Origin of the sequence: Geothrix sp. PMB-07 (assembly GCF_030758935.1) — a bacterium.
GTDB lineage: Bacteria > Acidobacteriota > Holophagae > Holophagales > Holophagaceae > Geothrix.
Genome location: NZ_CP132333.1, coordinates 2,708,719 through 2,728,574, shown reverse-complemented (window position 1 = coordinate 2,728,574; position 19,856 = coordinate 2,708,719). Strand labels below are relative to the sequence as shown.

General features: G+C 66.2%; 12 protein-coding genes. 10 read left to right on the top strand and 2 right to left on the bottom strand.

Annotation, left to right across the window (positions count from 1 at the left end):
* Positions 1-12: 12 nt before the first annotated feature.
* Positions 13-1,461: an aminoacyl-histidine dipeptidase gene (locus Q9293_RS12060; RefSeq protein WP_306246795.1), complete on the bottom strand. Its 1,449-nt coding sequence runs from the start codon at positions 1,459-1,461 to the stop codon at positions 13-15.
* Positions 1,462-1,674: 213 nt separating this feature from the next.
* On the opposite strand from Q9293_RS12060, the gene Q9293_RS12055 reads away from it, so the two are divergent.
* From Q9293_RS12055 to Q9293_RS12040, 4 genes are all read left to right on the top strand, one after another.
* The gene (locus Q9293_RS12055; protein ID WP_306246793.1) at positions 1,675-4,692 is read left to right on the top strand and encodes an ABC transporter substrate-binding protein; all 3,018 of its coding nucleotides are present in this window, start codon (positions 1,675-1,677) and stop codon (positions 4,690-4,692) included.
* A gap of 89 nt (positions 4,693-4,781) precedes the next feature.
* The gene (locus tag Q9293_RS12050) at positions 4,782-6,368 is read left to right on the top strand and encodes a hypothetical protein (protein WP_306246790.1); all 1,587 of its coding nucleotides are present in this window, start codon (positions 4,782-4,784) and stop codon (positions 6,366-6,368) included.
* Positions 6,368-8,410 (top strand): hypothetical protein, encoded by a 2,043-nt coding sequence (locus Q9293_RS12045; protein WP_306246788.1) that lies wholly within the window; start codon positions 6,368-6,370, stop codon positions 8,408-8,410. Before Q9293_RS12050 ends, Q9293_RS12045 begins: the two co-directional genes overlap by 1 nt.
* Positions 8,407-9,135 carry a hypothetical protein gene (locus tag Q9293_RS12040; RefSeq protein ID WP_306246786.1) on the top strand — a complete coding sequence of 243 codons (729 nt, stop codon included), beginning with the start codon at positions 8,407-8,409 and terminating at the stop codon, positions 9,133-9,135. Before Q9293_RS12045 ends, Q9293_RS12040 begins: the two co-directional genes overlap by 4 nt.
* Positions 9,136-9,189: 54 nt before the next feature.
* On the opposite strand, the gene Q9293_RS12035 is transcribed toward Q9293_RS12040, so the two are convergent.
* Positions 9,190-11,004, bottom strand: coding sequence for an ABC transporter ATP-binding protein (locus Q9293_RS12035; protein WP_306246785.1), 1,815 nt, complete (start codon positions 11,002-11,004; stop codon positions 9,190-9,192).
* A 233-nt stretch (positions 11,005-11,237) separates the two neighbouring features.
* On the opposite strand from Q9293_RS12035, the gene Q9293_RS12030 reads away from it, so the two are divergent.
* From Q9293_RS12030 to Q9293_RS12005, 6 genes are all read left to right on the top strand, one after another.
* Positions 11,238-12,317: a 3-oxoacyl-ACP synthase III family protein gene (locus Q9293_RS12030; RefSeq protein ID WP_306246783.1), complete on the top strand. Its 1,080-nt coding sequence runs from the start codon at positions 11,238-11,240 to the stop codon at positions 12,315-12,317.
* Between the two features lie 221 nt (positions 12,318-12,538).
* Positions 12,539-13,555 carry a ketopantoate reductase family protein gene (locus Q9293_RS12025; RefSeq protein WP_306246782.1) on the top strand — a complete coding sequence of 339 codons (1,017 nt, stop codon included), beginning with the start codon at positions 12,539-12,541 and terminating at the stop codon, positions 13,553-13,555.
* 332 nt (positions 13,556-13,887) lie between these two features.
* Positions 13,888-14,061: a hypothetical protein gene (locus Q9293_RS12020; RefSeq protein WP_306246780.1), complete on the top strand. Its 174-nt coding sequence runs from the start codon at positions 13,888-13,890 to the stop codon at positions 14,059-14,061.
* Between the two features lie 153 nt (positions 14,062-14,214).
* A complete protein-coding gene (locus tag Q9293_RS12015) occupies positions 14,215-17,316 on the top strand; it encodes a hypothetical protein (protein ID WP_306246778.1) in 3,102 nt (1,033 codons plus the stop codon).
* An 8-nt stretch (positions 17,317-17,324) separates the two neighbouring features.
* A complete protein-coding gene (locus Q9293_RS12010) occupies positions 17,325-18,410 on the top strand; it encodes a carbohydrate-binding family 9-like protein (RefSeq protein WP_306246777.1) in 1,086 nt (361 codons plus the stop codon).
* A 117-nt stretch (positions 18,411-18,527) separates the two neighbouring features.
* On the top strand, positions 18,528-19,844 hold the full coding sequence (locus tag Q9293_RS12005) for a hypothetical protein (protein ID WP_306246775.1): 1,317 nt from the start codon (positions 18,528-18,530) through the stop codon (positions 19,842-19,844).
* Positions 19,845-19,856 lie beyond the last annotated feature (12 nt).

Sequence of the window (19,856 nt, the reverse complement as noted above, 5' to 3'; positions counted from 1 at the left end):
GATGGGCGGGGCCTACACGGCCTCGAGGACGGCCACCAGGAGCTTCCAGAAATTGGAAACCGAGGGGACGCTCACGTGCTCGTCGGGGGTGTGCACATCCCACATGTTGGGGCCGAAGGAGACCATCTCCATGGCGGTGTATTTCTCGCCGATGAGACCGCATTCCAGACCGGCGTGGATGGCCATGATCTCCAGCTTCTTGCCGAACACCTTCTCATTGGTGTCATTCACGATCTGGACGAGGGAGGCCTTGGGCTCGGGCTTCCAGCCGGGGTAGCCGCCGGTGACGTGGGACTGGAAGCCGCCCAGGGCGCAGGTGGCGGCGATGCGCTCGGAGAGGGCGGTCTTGGAGGCGTTGATGGAGCTGCGGGTGAGCAGGTTCACTTCCACTTCATCTTCACGGGTGTCGATGACGCCCATGTTGGTGGAGGTCTGCACCAGGCCCGGGATGTCGGGGCTCATGGCCTCGACGCCGTGGGGCAGGGCCAGCAGCAGGCGGAGCAGGGCATCGGTATCCGCGGCGGACAGAACGGTGGTCGCCTCGCCCGCTTCCAGGGCCAGGTGCAGGCCGGGGTCATGGGCGCCCAGGGCGGCGCGCCAGTGGGCTTCGTGGCCCGCGAGGGCGTCGCGGAAGGCCTGCTCCTGCTTGGGGTCCAGCAGGATGTAGGCGGAGGCCTCGCGGGGGATGGCGTTGCGCTTGTTGCCGCCCTTGATGGCCGAGAGGCCGAAGCTGAAGGTGGGCTTCAGGGCGCCCAACACCTGGGCGAGGATGCGGATGGCGTTGCCGCGGCCCGCATTGATGTCGATGCCGGAGTGGCCGCCCTTGAGGCCGAACACCTTCAGGCGGTAGGCCTTGGTACCCGCCGGAGCGGGGCTGCGGGTGAGCTTGCGGGTGACGATGGTGTCTTCGCCACCGGCGCAGCCGATGGTGAGGAAGCCCTCTTCCTCGCTGTCCAGGTTGAGCAGGTACTTGGCGTTGAGGCGGCCGGGCTGCAGGCCGTTGGCGCCGGTGAGGCCGGTCTCCTCATCGATGGTGATGAGCACTTCGATGGGACCGTGGGCGATGTCCTTGCTGGCCAGCACGGCCAGCGCGCCCGCCACACCGATGCCGTTGTCGGCGCCGAGGGTGGTGCCCTTGGCCCGCAGCAGGTCCCCATCACGCCAGACCTGGATGGGGTCCTTGAGGAAGTCGTGGTCGGTGCCCTCGTTCTTCTCGCAAACCATGTCCACGTGGGCCTGGAGGCAGGTGGTGGGGCGGCCTTCCTTGCCGGGGGTGGCCTTCTTGCGGATGATCACGTTACCCACGGCATCGCGTTCCACCTCGCAGCCCAGGGCCTTGCCCTGTTCGGCAACCCAGTCGGCGGCGGCGGCCTCATTCTTGGAACCCCGGGGAATGTTGGACAATTCCAGGAAGTAGGACCAGAAGGTCTTGGGTTCGAGGGTTTCAAGCAGGGCGTTCACAGGGCCTCCCAAAAGGTCGTCGGCCCGCAGCAGGGGGGTGGGGCCACGGCATCAGGGTACCGGGGGCCCCGCGGAGCAGGCGTGACATGCATCACGATGAGAGTGCCAGATCAGGGATAGACCGCTCCATAATCGAAGAAATGCACTCGCCCGGCCGATCATGGAATCATTGACGGAAATATCCTGTTTGCCTCATTGCTGCACAGGGGCCCCGTGCGCCATCCCATTCCAGCCCTTTGGCGATTCCTCTCCGGGGTGCTCGCGTTCGCGCTGACGGTGACCCTTCAAAGCGCCACGCCCCGAAAGGTGACGCTGCAGTTGAAATGGGCCCACCAGTTTCAGTTCGCCGGTTACTACGCGGCCCAGGCCAAGGGGTTCTACCGTGCCGAAGGCCTGGAGGCCACCTTGGTGGAAGGGGGCCCCTTCAAGACGCCCCATGAGGTGGTGGAGCGGGGCGAAGCCCAGTTCGGCGTCGGCGACATGCAGACGTTCAACGCCTACCAGAGGGGGCATGACCTGGTGGCCTTGGGGGTCATCCTCCAGCACTCTCCCCACATCCTGGTTGCTCCGCGATCCGCCCGGATCAGTCGGCCTTCGGATTTAATCGGACGCAGGGTGATGTTCGGCGCTCAGGACCAGGTCGAACTGATTGCGATGCTGCAGTCGGAAGGACTTCGGCCGGAAGCTGTGCATGCGGTGCGTGATGCCTGGAGCCTCGACGACCTGGTGAGCGGCAAGGTGGATGCCCTTGCCGCGTACAGCACGGTGGAACCCTTCCTGTTGCGCGAGCAGGGCGTTCCCTTCATCGAGTTGCACCCCTCGGACTACGGCGTGGATTTCTACGGGGACATCCTCTTCACCACGGCGACCCTCGGCGCCAAGGACCCCAAGCTGGTGCAGGCTTTCCAGCGGGCTTCCTTCAAGGGCTGGGAGTATGCCTTGGAGCACCCGGAGGAGATCATCGACCTCATCCTGAAGCTCCCGAATGTGAGCAGCCATGGGATCACCCGCGAGCAGCTCCGGTTCGAGGCTGAGCAGATGCGGGCGCTGGTGCTGCCCGGCCTGGTGGAGATCGGTCACATGAACCCCGGCCGGTTCCAGCGGATCGCTGAGATCAACCTCAAACAGGGACGCATCCAAGCGATCCGGGATCCTTCTGGATTCATCTTCACCCCGCCGCCGCCCCTTGGCATGCCCTGGCTGAAATGGATCGGCTTCGGTCTGGCCGTGGCCCTGGTCGGCAGCGTGATTGCCGGAGTCTGGATCATCCAGTTGAGGCACCAGGTGGAGGCCCGCACCCGGGAACTCCAGCGGGAGGTCGCCCATCGGCGGCAGGCCGAGGCGGATCTGGCGGAACGGGAGCAGCGGTTCCGGCTGCTGGTGGAGAACCTGCCCGCTGGCGCCGTCTACATTGATGACAGCGGCTTCTACCCCAATGCCGCCATCGAGCTGATGACGGGCTATGACCGTGGCCGGCTTTCGGACCTCGAGGCCTGGCTGGGCATCCTTGAACCGCGTGACGCCAAGCGTCTGGAGGAGGCCTGGGCCGTCAAGCGCGGCGTCCATCCCTCGTCGCTTCTGCGGGCCACCGTGATCCGCTGTGACGGGCAGCGCCGCTCGGTGGAGATCAGCATGCGGACGCTGCCCACCTGCGAAGTCTGGATGGTGCTCGACGTCACGGCCCGGGAGGAAGCCGAGGCCGCACGGCAAGCCAGCGAAGATCGCTACCGGGGCATCTATCAGAATTCCTCCGACCTGATCAAGGTGCTGCGGGTGGCGCCGGATGGGCAGTTCCGCTTCGAGGGGGTGAACCCCAGCTTCACCGCGAGCTTTGGCATCAGCACCGAGCAGGTGGCAGGCAAGACGCCCCAGGAATGCTTCTCCCGGGAGGTGGCCGAATTCATGACGGGGAACCTGCAGCGCTGCCTGGCTGCTGGGCGCAACCTCCACTACGAAGAAGTGCTGGATACGCCCCTGGGCAAGCGCATGCTGCTCACGCAGCTGGTCCCCATCCGGGATCCTGATGGACGCATCTACCTCATGGCGGGCATCAGCCGCGATCTCACCGATGAACGCAAATCCCAGGAGGCCCTGCGGCAGGCCCAGAAGCTGGAAAGCCTGGGTGTGCTGGCCGGAGGCATCGCCCACGACTTCAACAACCTGCTCAGTGCCGTGCTGGGCAACCTCAACCTCGCCCAGGCGAAACTCCCGCCCCATTCCGCCTCGGAACCCTACCTCCAGAGCATGGAAAGCACCATCCTGAGGGCCGCGGATCTCACCCGGCAGATGCTGGCCTATTCGGGCAAGGGGCGCTTCGTGGTGGAGCGCCTCGACCTAAGCCACCTGGTGGAGGAGATCACCCACTTGCTGTCCGTCTCCATCTCGAAGAAGGTGGCGCTGCGGTATGACCTGCCGAAGCACCTGCCGGGCATCGAGGCCGATGCCAGCCAGATCCAGCAGGTGATCATGAATCTGGTGACCAATGCCTCTGAGGCCATCGGCGACCGCGAAGGCGTCATCAGCATCGCCACCGGCACCCGCGACCTGGATCAGTCGGCCATGGACACCCTGTTCGCGGGCCAGGATCTGGCGCCGGGGCGCTTCGTCACCCTGCAGGTGTCCGACACCGGCTGCGGCATGAATCCGGAGACCCTCGCGAAGATCTTCGATCCATTCTTCACCACCAAGGCCTCGGGCCGGGGCCTGGGGCTGTCGGCCATGCTGGGCATCCTGCGGGGCCACGACGGCGGCATCAAGATCTATTCCGAGCCGGGGAAGGGCAGCACCTTCCAGGTCTACCTGAGGGCCTTGGGAATGCCTGGCCCCACGCCCGAACCGGCGGTGCTGCCGATGTCGGTTCCCTTCGAGGGCAAGGTCCTCTTGGTGGATGACGAGCCGGATTTAAGGGGAAGCATCCAGTCGATGCTGGAACACCTCGGCTTCGAGGTGGAGGCGGCGAAGGATGGCCTGGAGGCGCTGGAGCGCTTCAGCCCAGGAGCCTATGCCCTGGTGCTCATGGATCTCACCATGCCCCGCATGGATGGGAAGGAAGCCTTCCGGCGCATGAAGGAACTGGATCCGACTGTGAAGGTGGTCCTCTCCAGCGGCTATAACGAGCAGGAGGCCATCCAGCAGTTCCTGGGGCGGGGTCTGGCGGGCTTCATCCAGAAGCCGTACCAAATGAAGACCCTCGTCGAGGCGCTGGAGCGGGCGCTGCGGACCGGGATCTGAATGCGGCTCTGGTAGAATCATCCCTTTCCACGCTTCCCCCGACGTTGGAAATTCCTCTCACCCCGGTTGATCCCCACTGGAGGCACCGCATGGCGCGCTCAAGGTTCTCTTCGCTTGTTTTGCTGCCTGCACTCATCGCAGCGCCCTCTCTGCGCGCCTCGGATGTCCTCACCGTGGCGGGCCGGGGCGAGGTGGCGGTGGAGAAGAAGTGGAACGCCGCCGAGGCCAACCAGAAGGCCCTGGAGCGGGCCGAGGCGCTGGCCCTGGAGGATGCGCTGGCGCAGGCGCTCTACAGTGTCTATGGCAACCGCGCCAAGCTGGGAACAGATCACGACCGCGTGCTGCGCGACGTGGTGAACCACAAGGCCACCCTGGTGCTGGGCAGCGATGTGCGGGCTTCCAACGTGGATAACGGGAAGGCCATGGTGGAACTGGCCGTCAAGGTGGACGGCAAGGCCTTCCGGGCCTTCCTGGAGAACAGCCTCAACCTGTCGCTGGCCCAGGAGGCCGAAGGCAAGTTCAAGGTCATCGTCCTCTCCTACACGGTGGAGGGGCAGGATGCCAACCGCGCCAAGCCCGTGGTGCTGCGCGAAGAAGTGACGGATAACCGCACCGATGTGCAGTCCGCGAGCTTTGCCGCCCGCAGCGCCAGCGGCGCCGCCTCGTCCAGCCAGTCCTCGGTGCAGGCCGCGGCCAGCGCCAGCAGCAAGGGCAACGCCGCCTACCAGGGCAGCACCCGCATCGATGCCTCTCGGGATCGCGTGTCGGATGCCAGCGCCTCCTCAGCCCAGCTGAGCGCCAGCCGCGACGTGGCGGCCTCCAAGGAATGGGACAACCGGGCCGCCGCCAGTGTGGATGCGCGCAGCACCAAGGCCAGTTCCTCCTACCAGCAGAGCGCGGCATCGGGCTCGGCCTTCAGCGACCGCAGCAGCCAGTACCATCGCCTCACCATCTACGCCGACCCCACCAAGAAGGGCGCCGGGGCCACCAACGAGGTGCGCGCAGCCCTGGGCGAAGTCCTCGAGAAGTCGGGATTGAACACGCGGTTCGTGGACATGGATCTGATGGGCCGCACCTTCGAGACCGAGGACGACCTCTACCTCACCATCCGCGAGAACCTGAAGAAGAACCCCGACATCGCCACCAGCGATTACGTGGCCGTCGCCCTGAACCGCGTGACGCCCGTGAACAACCAGCACCGCTACACCTCGCAGGTGGTCTACCGTGTCATCCGCATCAAGGATGGCGACACCCTGCTGCCCGACAAGGTGGTGACTGGCGACAGCGGCGACCAGGTGTCCGACGATCTGGGCCGCGCCAGCGCCACCAAGCTGGCCATCCGCAAGGCCGACAGCATGCTGCCGGAAGAGCTGCGCGCCGCCCTGCGCAAGACCACCCGCGCCGAGGCCCGCAACAACGCCGCCGCAGCCACCACGTACGTGATCCGCGTGGACAACATCAAGAGCCCTGCGGCCACCACGGCCCTCAAGCAGGCGCTGCGCAATGCGGGCTTCACGGTGACGCCCCAGTTCCGCGGTGAAGCCAGGAGCGAGACCATCCAGGTGGCCCTGAATGGCAAGAGCGGCTCTGACGTGATGGCCCTCATCGAGCCCCACCTGGGCGCCTACGACGTGGACACCATGGACGAGCGCAGCACCATCCTCAAGGGGAAGTGATGCGTTTCAGTTCCTTCGCTGCGGGCCTGCTGGTTTCGCTCCTGGCTTTGCCGCTGCGTGCCCAGACGCCCGTGCGGCTCACCCTGGCCCCGGAGCTGCTGGTGAGCGACTCCGCGGCGGACCCGCGCCTGCCTGCGGAGCCGCGCCTGCGCGAGGCCTTCGAGAAGAGGGCCGCTGAAACTTTCCCGGGCCAGCTGATGCGCCTGTCCGCCGACGACATGATTTCGCCCGATGAGCGCGTGCTGGTTCTGGTGCCCACCCTGCGTGCCGCGCGGCTCACGCGGGAGGTCACCGCCGGCGTCATCGACCGGTACGAGGCCGTGGTGGTGGGGGATCTCTCGCTGCTGGACCCCTGGACCAACGCCAACCTGTTCTCCGCCACCCGCATGGTCGCGGTGGGTGTGGACCTGGGCCGCAGCCAGGCTTCCCGGCGGGAGGAGCTGCTGGCCCAGGCCTTCGACGCCGCCGTGGCCCGTTGGCTGGAGGCCTGTCTGGCGCAGCTCAAAACCCAGGCGGCGCCCTTTGTGCTGGAGGGCGGCACCCTGGGTTCGCCCGCCGCAGGCCTCAAGGGCGGCATCTGGCCCTTCGGCCGGGACCGCGGCGTGAAGCGGGGCACCATCCTGCGCGGACAGGGGCATTTCGCCAAGGTCAGCGATGTCACGCCCAAATACGCGCTGCTCCAGGATGTGGCGGATTCCAGCCGCAAGCTGCCCGCGGGCGAACGCTACACGCTCACCGTGGTGGACAAGCCCGCGGAGCGTCCTGAACCCACGGTGGCCCTGGCCTGGCGCGGGGCGCCACCCCGGCCGCCCCAGGGTTCCAACCTGCGCACCCTCGATGCCGACGCCTTTCTGGGCCTGCTGGGGAACTACCTGTCCCAGGCCGGGGGGCTGCGTCTCCTTCCTGGAGATCCGCGGCGTCCCGCCGCCAAGGCCCAGTTGCAGCGCCTGCATGATCACATCGCCCGCCACTCGCAGCTCACCCAGGCCAACTTCCTCAGCCTCGAGCAGCGGGAAACCGCCCAGGCCGCGCTGGAGGCGCCAGACCGTCGGGTGGATCTCGGCGTTCTCGGCGCCTATCACGGCACCCGGAAGAAGGCCGACGGCAGCCTGGAACACTACTACCGCATCCACCTGGGCGCGGCCATCTTCCCCCGGGTGGGCGAGGGCGACGGCACCTGCTATCCCCTGCGCGCCTTCCTGGAACACACCGAGGAACTGGCCCAGGTGGAGCAGGCGGGCATCCGCGAATTGGATGCCCACGCAGCCTGGTTCACGGTCTGCCGCAATGCGGTGATCCGCCTGGCCGCCAAGGTGCAGGCCGATCTCCTGGCCATTCCCGCAGGCGACTTGGCTGGCCAGGAAGGCGGCATCGACGCCCAGCGCCAGCCCCGCTGGAAAGGCCCCGCCCCGGCCCGCTTCACGCCCCTGCAGTGGTTCCGCCCTGCGGGCGAACTCAAGGACAGCGCCGGGCGTTCATTGGGCCCCTTGCTGCTCCCGCAGGCGCCCTCCAAGGGTTTCCTGAACCTGGCCTGCCTGGCCGCTGAGAAGACGGTGCCGGGCGATGTGCTGCGCTTCAGCGGCAGTCCCGCGCCGGAGCCACTGCTGGCCTTGGCGCCACCCCTGGTGGAGAACCCGCCGAGCTGGCTGCCCGAGGGCCGCTGGCTGGCTCCCATGGCGGCCCAGGCCCTCATGGGGCCCGGTGGGTGCCGGTTCTTGCTGGTGGAGGAGCCGGGCAGTGCGCTGCGCATGGCGCTGCACGCCACCGCCCTCGCCTCCACCACGGCCGGGGATACCACCACCTTCACAGGGCAGTGGCGGGTCCGCCTTCAGGCCGGGAATGATCCCGAACCCCTGCTGAAATTCGGCCTGCAGACCGATCACGCGCAGAAACTGGAGAATCCGGCCCAGGCCCTCCGCCCCCTGGATACGGGCGCCTGGGCCATGGATTACCTGCGCGACACCCTCCGCCGCCTGGCGGAAAGCGCCACCAAAAAGAACCTCAACCAGGCCGTGCTGGCCGCCCAACAGGAGTCCCGATGAACGCCCGCCACACCCTCCTTCTGCTCGCCTGTGCCGCCGTGCTGCCCGCCCAGGGTCTGGGTGGCCTGCTGAAGAAACCCGAGGCCCCCGCCGCTTCCGCCTCCAAGGTGGATGTGGGCGCCGCCCTCGCCTCCGGCGCGGAGATGATCGGCTTCGTGACCGTCGCCACCGACCAGGGCATGAAGGCCGTGAACACCATGCTCGATGTCTTCCCGGCGGAGAAGGTGGCCAAGGTCAAGGAGCTGAGCGCCAAGTATTCCGAGCTCACCACCAAGCGCAAGGACGGCAACATCGACGCCGAACAGCTGAAGCTGGCCAGCGCCGCGGGCGATGAGATGGCCGCCCTCAAGAACGACTGGAAGTCCTACAAGAAGGAAAAGGCCGGCGTCGTGGCCAAGGCGAACACGCGCCTGGGCCTCATGCTCGGTGCCGACGCCATCGCGGCCTCGGCCGCGCCGAAGACTCTTTCCACCTTGCAGGAAGCCAGCAAGAGCCTGGCCAGCAATCCCTTGCAGGCGGGCAAGGCGGCCCAGGTGAGCGCGCAGGTCGCCCTGCTCACCGCCGTGGTGCAGCAGATCCCCCAGCAGACCAAGTCCTTCACCGCCGTGCGCAGCATCGTGGGTGACATCGCCAAGGCCGAGAAGGTGAGCCTGGCCGCGGATCTGGCCCCGGAGAAGATCAAGGACAAGGCTCTGCTTTCCGCCAGCGCCAAGGAACTGGATTAATCCAATCTCTAGAAACAGGAGGCCATCTGGCTCAGGTCGGATGGCCTCCTTCTTTCAAGCGCTCGGTGCCGTAAAATCCTCGCCGGGATTGATGAATTGATCCATTTCAACGCCCTGCTGGCGGTCGTGCAACTTCTTGTAGCGGCCATTCAAGGCCAGCAGTTCCCGGTGGGTGCCGCGCTCGAGAATGCCACCTTGTTCCACCACCAGGATCTGGTCGGCGCTCTCGATGGTGCTGAGGCGGTGGGCGATGACGAAGGTGGTGCGGCCCGCCCGCAGCTTGCGGAGGCCATCGCGGATGAGGGCCTCGCTCTCGCTGTCGAGGCTGGAGGTGGCCTCGTCCAGCAGCAGGATGCGGGGGTCCGCCAGGATGGCGCGGGCGATGGCCACGCGCTGGCGCTGGCCGCCGGAGAGCTTCACGCCCCGCTCGCCCACCACGGTGTCGTAGCCCTGCTCGAAGCGGTCGACAAATTCGTGCACGTGGGCGATGCGGCCCACGGCTTCGATCTCTTCCCGTGTGGCGCCGGGCTTGGCGAAGCCGATGTTGTCGGCCACGGTGCCATCGAAGAGGAAGTTGTCCTGCATGACCACGCCCAGCTTGGCGCGGTATTCCCGCAGGCGCAGGTGTTCAATGTTCTTGCCATCCACGAGCACCTGCCCCTGTTGGGGATGGTTGAAGGCCATCACCAGGGAGATGATGGTGCTCTTGCCTGAGCCGCTGGAGCCCACGAGCGCCACGGTGCTGCCCGCGGGCACCTCGAAGCTGATGCCCTTCAGCACCGGGCTGCCTTCCTCGTAGGCGAAGTGCACATCCCGGAAAGCCACGGCACCCTCCACGGTGGGCAGGGGCTCCCGGGCCGCGTCCTCCTGATCCTCCGTGGGCATGTCGAGGATCTCCCGTACACGGTCGAGGCCCGCGAAGGCCTCGCTCACCTGGGTGCCGATGTTGGCGATCTGCACCACCGGAGCGGCCATGAGGCCCACGAAGAAGGTGTACATGATGAGGTCGCCCAGCGTCATCGCACCTGCGAGGATGGCCCGGCCGCCGATGACCATGATGAGCACGCCCAGGGCCCCCACGATGGCCGTGCCGAAGGCCGTGATGGCGCTGGTGCCCGTGAGGGTTCCGGCGATGTTCTTGAACAGGCGCTCCGAGCCTTCGGCGAAGATCTTCCGCTCGCGGGCTTCGGCCACGTAGACCTTCAGGATGCGGATGCCGCCCACGGATTCCGTGAGGCGGCCGGTGATGTCGGCGGTGATCTCGCTGCGCTGGCGGAAGAGGGGGCGCAGCTTGCGGAAGGCCAGGGCCATGGCGCCGCCGAAGGCCGACAGGAAGAGGATCGTGGCCAGGGTGAGCTTCCAGTTCAGCCAGAAGAGCACCGCCAGGGAGATGGCGGCGGTCAGCACGCCGCCCACGAGCTGGATGATGCCGGTGCCCACCAGGTTGCGGATGCCCTCGGCGTCGTTCATCACGCGCGAGATCACGACACCGCTCTTGGTGCTGTCGAAGTAGCGGATGGGCAGGCGCAGGATGTGGTCCTGCACGCGCTGGCGCATGGTCATGATGGCCCGCTGGGCCGCCACGCTCACCACCTGGGAGTTGGCGTAGCTGGTGATCGCCTGCAGCAGGGTGGCTGCGCCAGCCCCCAGGGCCAGGGGCAGCAGGAGGTGGCCGTTGTGCCTGCCGATGACTTCGTCGATGAGGTACTTCGTGCTGGCGGGCAGCACCAGCCCCGCCAGGCGGCTGATGAGCATGAGGAACAGGCCCAGACCCAGCGAAGCGCGATGCTGGCGCAACAGCGCCCGCGCTTCGCGCCAGGCACGCGCCGTGTCCACCTTGGGCTTCGGCTTGGGATTGGGGGCGCTCATGCGATCACCATGACAGGGGCCGGGCGGGGCGTCAGGTTCCAAAGTCGGGCTGCGTGTTGGCGTTTGATAAAGACCTGCCGTCCCCATCAGCGTTGGGGTGAACAGAGGGGGAGATGAATGAACGATACCAAGAATGCAGCGCAGGTCGTCCGGATCCTTCAAGATCCGCGGGCCCGGTGTGCGTAGAATAATTTCATGCGGTGGAGGCGGATCGCCCGCCGCTGGAGGAATGGATGGCTCAGTCGCGAAGCGTCATCACTGGAACGGGAAGCTGTATCCCCCTCCGGAAGATTCCCAATGCAGCCTTTCTGGATCGGAGGTTCTTCGAGGATCGCGGTCAGCCCTACCCCGAGGGCGGCACCCAGCGGATCGTCGAGAAGTTCGAAGAGATCACGGGCATCGCCGAACGACGCTATGTCACGGATGATCTGGTGGCCTCGGACCTGGCCTACGAGGCGGGCAGGCGGGCGTTGGAATCTGCTGACATTGACCCGGAGACGCTGGACTACGTCATCGTGGCCCACAATTTCGGAGATGTGAAAGCGGGCAACCGCCGCTCGGACTTCGTGCCCACGCTGGCCGCGCGGGTGAAGGCACGGCTGCGCATCGCCAATCCCTTCTGCGTGGCTTACGATCTCCCCTTCGGCTGTCCAGGCTGGCTGCAGGCGGTGATCCAGGCGGATTACTTCCTGCGCTCGGGTGACGCCACGCGCGCCCTGGTCATCGGCGCGGAAACCCTCTCCCGCGTATGCGATCCCGCCGACCGCGACAGCCTCATCTACGCCGATGGGGCTGGTGCCGTGGTTATGGAGGCCCAAGTTCATGATGAGGCTGTGGGCATCCTCTCTCACGCGGTGCGCTCCGACACCCTGGAGCACTCGGGGCTGCTGTGGATGGATCCCTCCTTCAATCCAGAGGGCGATGACCAGCTCACCCTCAAGATGAAGGGGCGGAAGCTCTACGAATATGCCCTGGCCACCGTGCCCGGCGTGGTTCGTCAGAGTTTGGAAAAAGCGGGCCTCAGCCTGAGCGACGTGAACAAGGTGCTCATCCACCAGGCCAACGGCAAGATGGACGAAGCCATCCTCAAGCGCCTCTTCAAGCTCTATGGCCTGTCGGAGATTCCCGAGGGCATCATGCCCATGACCGTCTCCTGGCTGGGCAACAGTTCCGTGGCCACGGTGCCCACCCTTCTGGATCTGGTCACGCGCGGCGAGTTGGAAGGCCAGTCCCTGGCCAGCGGTGATCGGGTGGTGTTTGCGTCGGTGGGTGCGGGCATGAACATCAATGCCATGGTCTACCGCTGCCCCTGAGCGCGGTCTGCGGCAACAACGCAGTGCTTTCTGCCCGGGAGGCAGGCCACACAGGGGTTTCCCCTGCTGGGTTCTGAGCGACTCCAGGGTCGTGAATTCTCCGTGCCGGAGATCCTGCTGCTTCTCTCCGCCTTGGTCACGCGGTGCAGACCACCATGCCTGTTCCGACCCCAATCATGGCGCACCTGCCAGTAGAGTCCTTCCGCAGGACGGGAGGTCGCATGAGAACCTTGATCGTCGGCATCGGAGCGCTGGGTGGACTGATCGCGGCGCGATTGCAGGTGGCCGGTGCGCCTGTCTGGCTGGCGGCGCGCAACGCTGAATCGGCGGCGCACCTGAGAACCTCGGGCCTTCGTGTGACAGGCGTGGGGGGTGATGCCTCGGCTCGTTCGCCGGAAGTGGCCGCGCTGGAGGATTACTCCGGAGGCGAATCCTTCGATTTGATCGTCCTGGCCACCAAGGCCCAGGATGCCATGGAAGCTGCGCCGCGGCTGGTGTCGCTGCTCGCGCCCGGTGGCACGCTGCTGCCCATCCAGAACGGCGGCGTCTCCCAGATCCTCGCTGAGCGCCATGGCTCGGATCGTGTGCTCGGCGGCCTTTCCAACCTCGGTGCCACCATGTCGTCGCCGGGCTGCTATGAACAGCGCAACGCCGGTCATCTGCTGATCGGCGAGCTGGCGGGTGACGGGCAGGGGCGGGCCGAGCGGGTTCGCACGTGGTTGGGCCAGGCCGTGGACGTGAGGGTGACGGCCAACATGCGGGGAGCCGCCTGGTCGAAGCTGCTGGTGAATTGTTCGGTCACCACCATCGGCGCTGTCGCGGGCCGGACCATGCGGGATTACATCGGGCTTCCAGAGGGGCGCGCCCTCTTCGACCGGGCCTACGACGAGGCCCTCGCCGTGGCCCTGGCCAGCGGTGCCCGCCCGGAGCGGATGTTCGCAGATCCGGTGCCGCCGGGCTGGGCGGGACAAAGCATGCCTGGAACCGCCCACGAAGCCTGGATCGGCCAGATCCTCTCGGCCTACGGTGACCTGAAGCCATCCATGTTGCAGGATTTCGAGCGGGGCCGAGCCACCGAGATTGATTTCATCAATGGCTATGTGGTGGACCTGGGCCGGCGGTTCGGTGTGGAGACCAGGACCAACGCGGCCATCGTGGCGGCGGTTCACTCAATCACCCGAGGCGAGCTGCGTCCCGGCCCGGGCCTTTTGGGCCGCCTCCTTGGCCCGCTCGAATGAAACGGGAGTCATCCCCCGCGTCCAGTGGAGGATGCGCCAATTTCTGTCCAATGGTCCGACGTAAGGTTGGTCCCATGAACCCGATGAGCCCAGCCCCTGAAACGCCATCCCAGCAGCCTTCAGCAGCCGCCCCTTTGGCTCGCTCGCAGCCTCCAGCAAAGTCCATGGCCCACCCGGCCGCACTGGCTGGGGCCGTGCCCCTGCCAGGCTTGGAACCCTGGACCGGGTTCGGTCGTCTGGGATGAAGCCTTGGAGCCGCCTGGGTTGCCTCGGGGTTCGCAGAATTGAACCGCCCAGGCCCTGCGGCCGATGAAGAAGGGGGTGAGGGTTCTATGACGCATGACAACTACCGTGACTTGGGCCAGGAAGCGATTCACGCCATCAAGTTGGAGGAAGCGGTCCTGGTGGTGCTCCGGGAGAACCAGCTCACGCCTTCTGATCGCGCCATCCTGGAAAACACGGTGCGAATCGCCAGGGGCCTTCAGAAGGTCGCCAAGTCAGCCTAGTGGCAAGTCACTCGCTGGGGATCAACCCCAGGGAACCCGCACAGGGCTCCGCTTGGGATGTTCGCCTCTCGCTGTTTTGGATGGGATGTCCATCGGGATGAGTTCCGGCAATGGCGAAAGGACCGCGCTGCGCTAGGCTCGATGGAGAGGTGATTGATCGTGCGCATTCTGTTTCGAGACGCATTTCTCAGCCTGACGTTGCTGATGGCCGCGGGGCTGTGCGCTGAGGAAACACGGCCCAAGGTGACTGTGTTCCAGTGTGAAGGCTTCCCTTCCGTGGATGGCGGAGCCTCGCCGGAGGTGTTGAAGGAGGCCCTGCAAGGCCTTCCCTACGAGGTGGCCGACCGGCCGGAAACCCTGTCGCAGCGCCTTCGGGCGGGCACGGGCGTGTTGGTGCTCCCCTATGGCAGTGCCTTTCCCTTGGCGGCCTGGGAGGCCATTCGAGGCCACCTTGAACGGGGCGGCGGCCTGGTCCTTTTCGGAGGTGCCCCTTTCCATCAGCCCGTCCTTTGGCAGACTGAGACCCAGGATGGAAAGCCCCGTGGGCATTGGGTTCTGGGCTCGAGGCAACCCACCTTCGCCCGTGAATTGCTCCTCGGCCCCGCGGAAGAACTGTCCATCGAGGGCCTGGGGGCGCCCAAGCCCGCAGTGGCTTCCGGGTGGACGATGGCCTTGCCGAAACCCTCGAAGACCTTCGCCCTCACGGTCCGTTTTGCCACCCGAAAGGACCAGCCGCGGGAGGATGGCAGCGCCGGGTACCGGGAAGCCATTCTGCGGCCTCTGGTGCACCTGACGGATGCCGATGGCGTTCCCCGTGCCTGTCCCCTGCTGGAAATCGACCGCCTGAGGGGGCCGGGCACCGGCGGGCGCTGGGTGCTGGCGCCATCGGATGCCGTGCTTGATGCGGCGGCCTTGCGGGCCTGTCTCCTGCGGGCCATGGAGGGGCCCTCCGACTTGGATGTGCGACCCATCAGCGCCTGCCTGGAAGCGGGTGAATGGCCCCGCTTCCGAGTGAGCCTGCACCGCCCTGGCACCAGCGGAGCAAGCCTGCCAGTCACCGTTCGCGGCCTCCTCCGCGACGCGGCGGGGCGGGAGGTGGGATCTGCCGAGGCGGCCCTGTCCGGCCCCGCGGACATCCGCAGTGCCGTGCTGATTCTGAAGCCCGCGATGCCCCTTTCACCGGGCCTCTATCACCTGGAAGCCACCGTACCAGGCAGGGGCGGGGCGGATCGGCATTGGCGCGTGGAAAGCGGCATATGGGTGAAGGACGAGCGCCTGCTGCAGGAGGGACCGACGCTTGCGGCCTCACGGGATTGGCTGCGGCTGGATGGCCAGGTCTTTCCCGTGGTGGGCACCACCTACATGGCCTCTGACGTGCATCGCAAGTTCCTCTTTGAACCCAACCCCGCCCTGTGGGATCGCGACTTCGAAGCGATGAAGAAACAGGGCGTGAACTTTGTCCGCACGGGTCTCTGGACGGCCTGGGATCGCCTCATGTTGGACCCCGGGGCCATCGACGATGCCGCGCTCCGCGCCCTTGATGCGTTCGTGCTCACGGCGGCCAGACACCGCATGCCGCTCTGCTTCACGTTCTTCGCCTTCCTGCCCCCGGCCTTCGGCGGGGAGAACCCCTACCTGGATCCCAGGGCCCTGGAAGGGCAAAAGCGCCTGCTGACCCTGATCGCGCAGCGCTACAAGGACTGCCCATGGGTTCATTACGATCTCATCAACGAACCCAGCTATGCACCCGCCGAGGCGCTGTGGACCAACCGGCCGAATCTGGACCGGTTCGAGTCCGGCGCCTGGCAGCGCTGGATCGAGGCGCGGCACGGTTCAGACGTCAGCGTGCTGCGTGACCTGTGGCGGGATGGCTCTGAAGACGTGTTCGGCCTGCCGCGCCCCGAAGAACTGGCCTACGTGGCCTTCAAGGAGGGGAAGCGGCCCCGAAAGACAGGTGAATTCCGGCTCTTCACGCAGGATGTCTTCACGCACTGGGCTGACACCATGCGCAAGGTGCTTCGCGATGCCGGGGGCCAGGTGCTGGTGACCGTGGGGCAGGATGAGGCCGGGCTTCTGGCCAGCCCTGCCCAGCAGCTCATGGCGCCCGCGCTGGACTACACGGCCATCCATAGCTGGTGGGCCACGGATGACCTGCTCTGGGATGGCGCCGCGGCCAAGGTTCCCGAGAAACCCATGCTGGCGCAGGAGACAGGCATGATGCGCCTCGAAACCATGGACGGCGTGCCCTGGCGCAGCCCGGAAGACGCCGCCCGCCTGCTGGAACGCAAATTCGCCGCGGCCTTCGCAAGCCGGGGCACGGGTGTCGTGGAATGGGCCTGGAATGTGAATCCCTATCAGCCCCTGGAGAACGAGGCGGTCATCGGCTTCCTCCGCCCCGATGGCACCGCCAAGGCGGAAACCCGCGTGCTCCGTCAGTTCGCGGACTTCTTCGCCAAGGCCGCTCCGCACCTGAGCGACTACTCGGCGGATGCGGTCCTGGTGGTTTGTCCCAGCACGCGCACCTTCACGGGACGGCCCTTCGGGCCCGATGCCGCCAAGCGCATGGTGCGCGTGCTGGCCGACCGCCATGGCATCGTGCCAACCCTCTTATCGGATCTGACCCTCAGCCCAGCACGCCTGAAGGAGGCCAAGCTCATCCTGGTGCCCGTGCCTGAGATGCTGAACGAAGCTGCGGCCCAGGCCCTGCTCCAGGCGAAGGCCGGCGGAGCGCTGGTGCTGGTGACCGGGGCCGTGGAAGGCGATGCCTATGGCAAGGTTCCCGAAGCCCTGCGGCAGATGGGGATTGTCGATGCGGGCCGGCCGCTCAGCTTGAGGGAACCCACGGCCTGGGGCGGCTGGTGCACTTTCGATGGCAACCTGGGCGAAAAGCTCCGCCGGAGTTTGACGCCGGAACTGAAGGATCCCAAGGACCGCCTCTGGCACGAACCACTGCCCTTGGAATTCGCCCGGGAGGAGGAGCCACTGGCCCGCCTGTTGGGCGCCGCTCTGAAGGCCGCGGGCGTGCCCCTGGCGGGCTGGAGTGGCCCCGCCTCCTCGCGCGTGCTGGATGCGGAAAAAGCGAGCCTTGTGGTGTGCCTGAATGAGTCGGCCCAGGATGTGCGCCGATGGGTGAAGGTGGGCGCGCGAACCCTCGAAGTGCCCATCCCCGCGGGCCGTTCCCGGCTGGCCCTGGTGGATCGGGCCAGCGGCAAGATTCTGGTTGAAACCCCCGGCGAGCCCCTGCGGGCCAAGTGAGATTGGACATGCGACGACTGCTTCCCCTATTCGCGGCTTCCCTTCTGGGTGCGCAGTTCGCGCCTGAAGCCCTGCCTCTCCCGGGGATTCCCTTCGCCCCTCGACACTACGTGGCTCAGCGGGCCATGAAAGCGCCGAGGATCGATGGCCGCCTGGATGACGAGGTGTGGAAGAAGGCCGCGTGGACCGAGGATTTCGTGGACATCGAGGGGCCCGGAAAGCCCCGTCCGCGCTTCCGCACCCGGGCGAAGATGGCCTGGGACGACACGTATTTCTACGTGGCCGCAGAAATGGAAGAACCGGATGTCTGGGCCACGCTGAAGGCGCGGGATAGCGTGATCTTTCAGGACAACGATTTCGAGATCTTCATCGATCCGGATGGCTCCACCAGCCCCTATTACGAATTTGAAATGAACGCCCTGGGCACCGTGTGGGACCTGATGCTCCTGCGCCCCTACCGCGAGGGAGGCCGCGTGGCGGTGAATGGCTGGGACTACCACGGGCTGAAGCGGGGCGTGGCCGTTCAGGGCACCCTCAACCGTTCCGGCGACAGGGACCGGGGCTGGACCGTGGAGGTGGCCATCCCCTGGGCTTCACTCACAGAAGTGGCCAGCCGCAGCGGCGCGCCGCATCCGGGCGACCGCTGGCGGGTGAACTTCTCCCGCGTGGAGTGGCGCACGAAGGTCGAGGGGGCCAGGCACGTGAAGCTCAAAGGCCCCGATGGGAAGGACCTTCCCGAGGACAACTGGGTGTGGAGCCCCCAGGGCATCATCGCCATGCACTACCCGGAGATGTGGGGTTTCGTGCAATTCAGCGCCCAGCCTGCGGGCACACCTGAGGCGGCTGCCACGCTGACCGTGGAGGATCATGTGCGCTGGGCGCTGCGCCGGATCTATTACGCCCAGCGCAATCACCGCCCGAAGGCGGACCGCTATGCCACCACCCTGACGGAATTGGCCCTGGAGGATCTCAATCTCCCGGCGGGCTGGACTCTGCACCTGGAGGGCGGGGAAGCCACCTGGGCGGCCGAAGCACGGAACGGGAATACGCGGTTGATGATCGATGCCCTGGGTGTTTTGCGGCGGAATCCCTAGCGTCAAAAACGACAAAAACGCGACCAGAACTTCGGCTGACCTTGGCCGGGCGATTGGGATACATCTGAAGCTCCCTTAGGAGGCGGTATGTGGCGGAAGCCCGGGCCAGAGAAGTTGATGCGACATGTGAAGCGGGCCCTCCTGGGCTTCACCGTTTGCGCGCTCTTTGCCGCCCCTCCCCCGCCGAATCGCCTGCGCGGCCTACCGCCCCAGGAGCTGGCCCGGCGCATCCGCGAGAATCGTGACTTCGGGGACGTTCTGGAGATGGCGCGGGACCTGTTCAAGGACCGCTTCAACGCGGGCACGGTTTATCCGGAGACGTGGGTGCGCGACTTTGCGACGTTCATGGATGTCGCCTTGGACCGTGGTGATCGGGGCGAAATCAAAGAGACCCTTCGCATGTTCCTGCGCTTCCAGGGCCAGGATGGCAACATCCCCGATGGTTTCACGCCCCAGAGCGAAGGTCGCACGGACTATCAGAAGCTCCTCAGCCCCTCCGCGCCCGGACACTGGGCCCACAAGAACACGGTGGTGACGGACCAGGAAAGCTCACTCATCCTGTCGGTCTGCACCTACGTTCGCCGCACGGGAGACGCCGCCTTCCTGGATGAGCAAGTGGATGGCAAGAGCGTGCGGGCGCGGATGCTCGGGGCCCTCGAGTACTTAATAACTCAGCGCTGGTCGCCGGAGCATGGCCTGCTTTGGGGTGCCACCACCATCGATTGGGGCGATGTGCAGCCCGAACATCCCTGGGGCACTTTCCTCACGAAAGAGACGCACCGGGCCATCGGTGTGTACAACAACGCCATGCTGGCTCTGGCCCTGGATCAATTCCTTCCGCTCATGGGCCAGGAGGCTTCGCCGCGCTGGTCGCGGGTCCGGGCGGACCTGGGCAAGTCCATCCGACAGCACCTCTGGGACGCTGCGCGGAAGAAATACCGCCCGCACCTTTACCTGGATGGCTCGCCCTTTCCGGCAGGCTTCGATGAAGGCGCGATCTACTTCACCGGCGGCACGGCGATGGCCATGCAGGCCGGGCTTCTGGAACCGGAGGATGTGGAGGCCTCCATCGCCACCATGCGCCTCAATGCTCGGGAAGATGGACCCTTCACGACCTCAGGCCTGGTCTGCCATCCCGTCTACCCTGCGGGGTTCTTCCAGAATCCCGACCACCAGCCCCACATCTACATCAATGGCGGAGACTGGCCGTGGATTTCCGGGCGCGTCATCCAGGCCATGATCGCCCATGGCTATGTGGCGGATGCTTACGAGGAATTGCTGCTGCTTGTTCAGCGCGTGAAGCGGGACCAGGGCTTTTTTGAATGGTATGACCAAGCCGGCAAGCCCCATGGCGCCGGCCAATTCCGCGGCGCCGCGGGAGTCACCGGCTTGGCCATCAAGCAGCTCCAGGCCTGGGCCGAGAGGCAGCGATAGCATTCCAAAAAG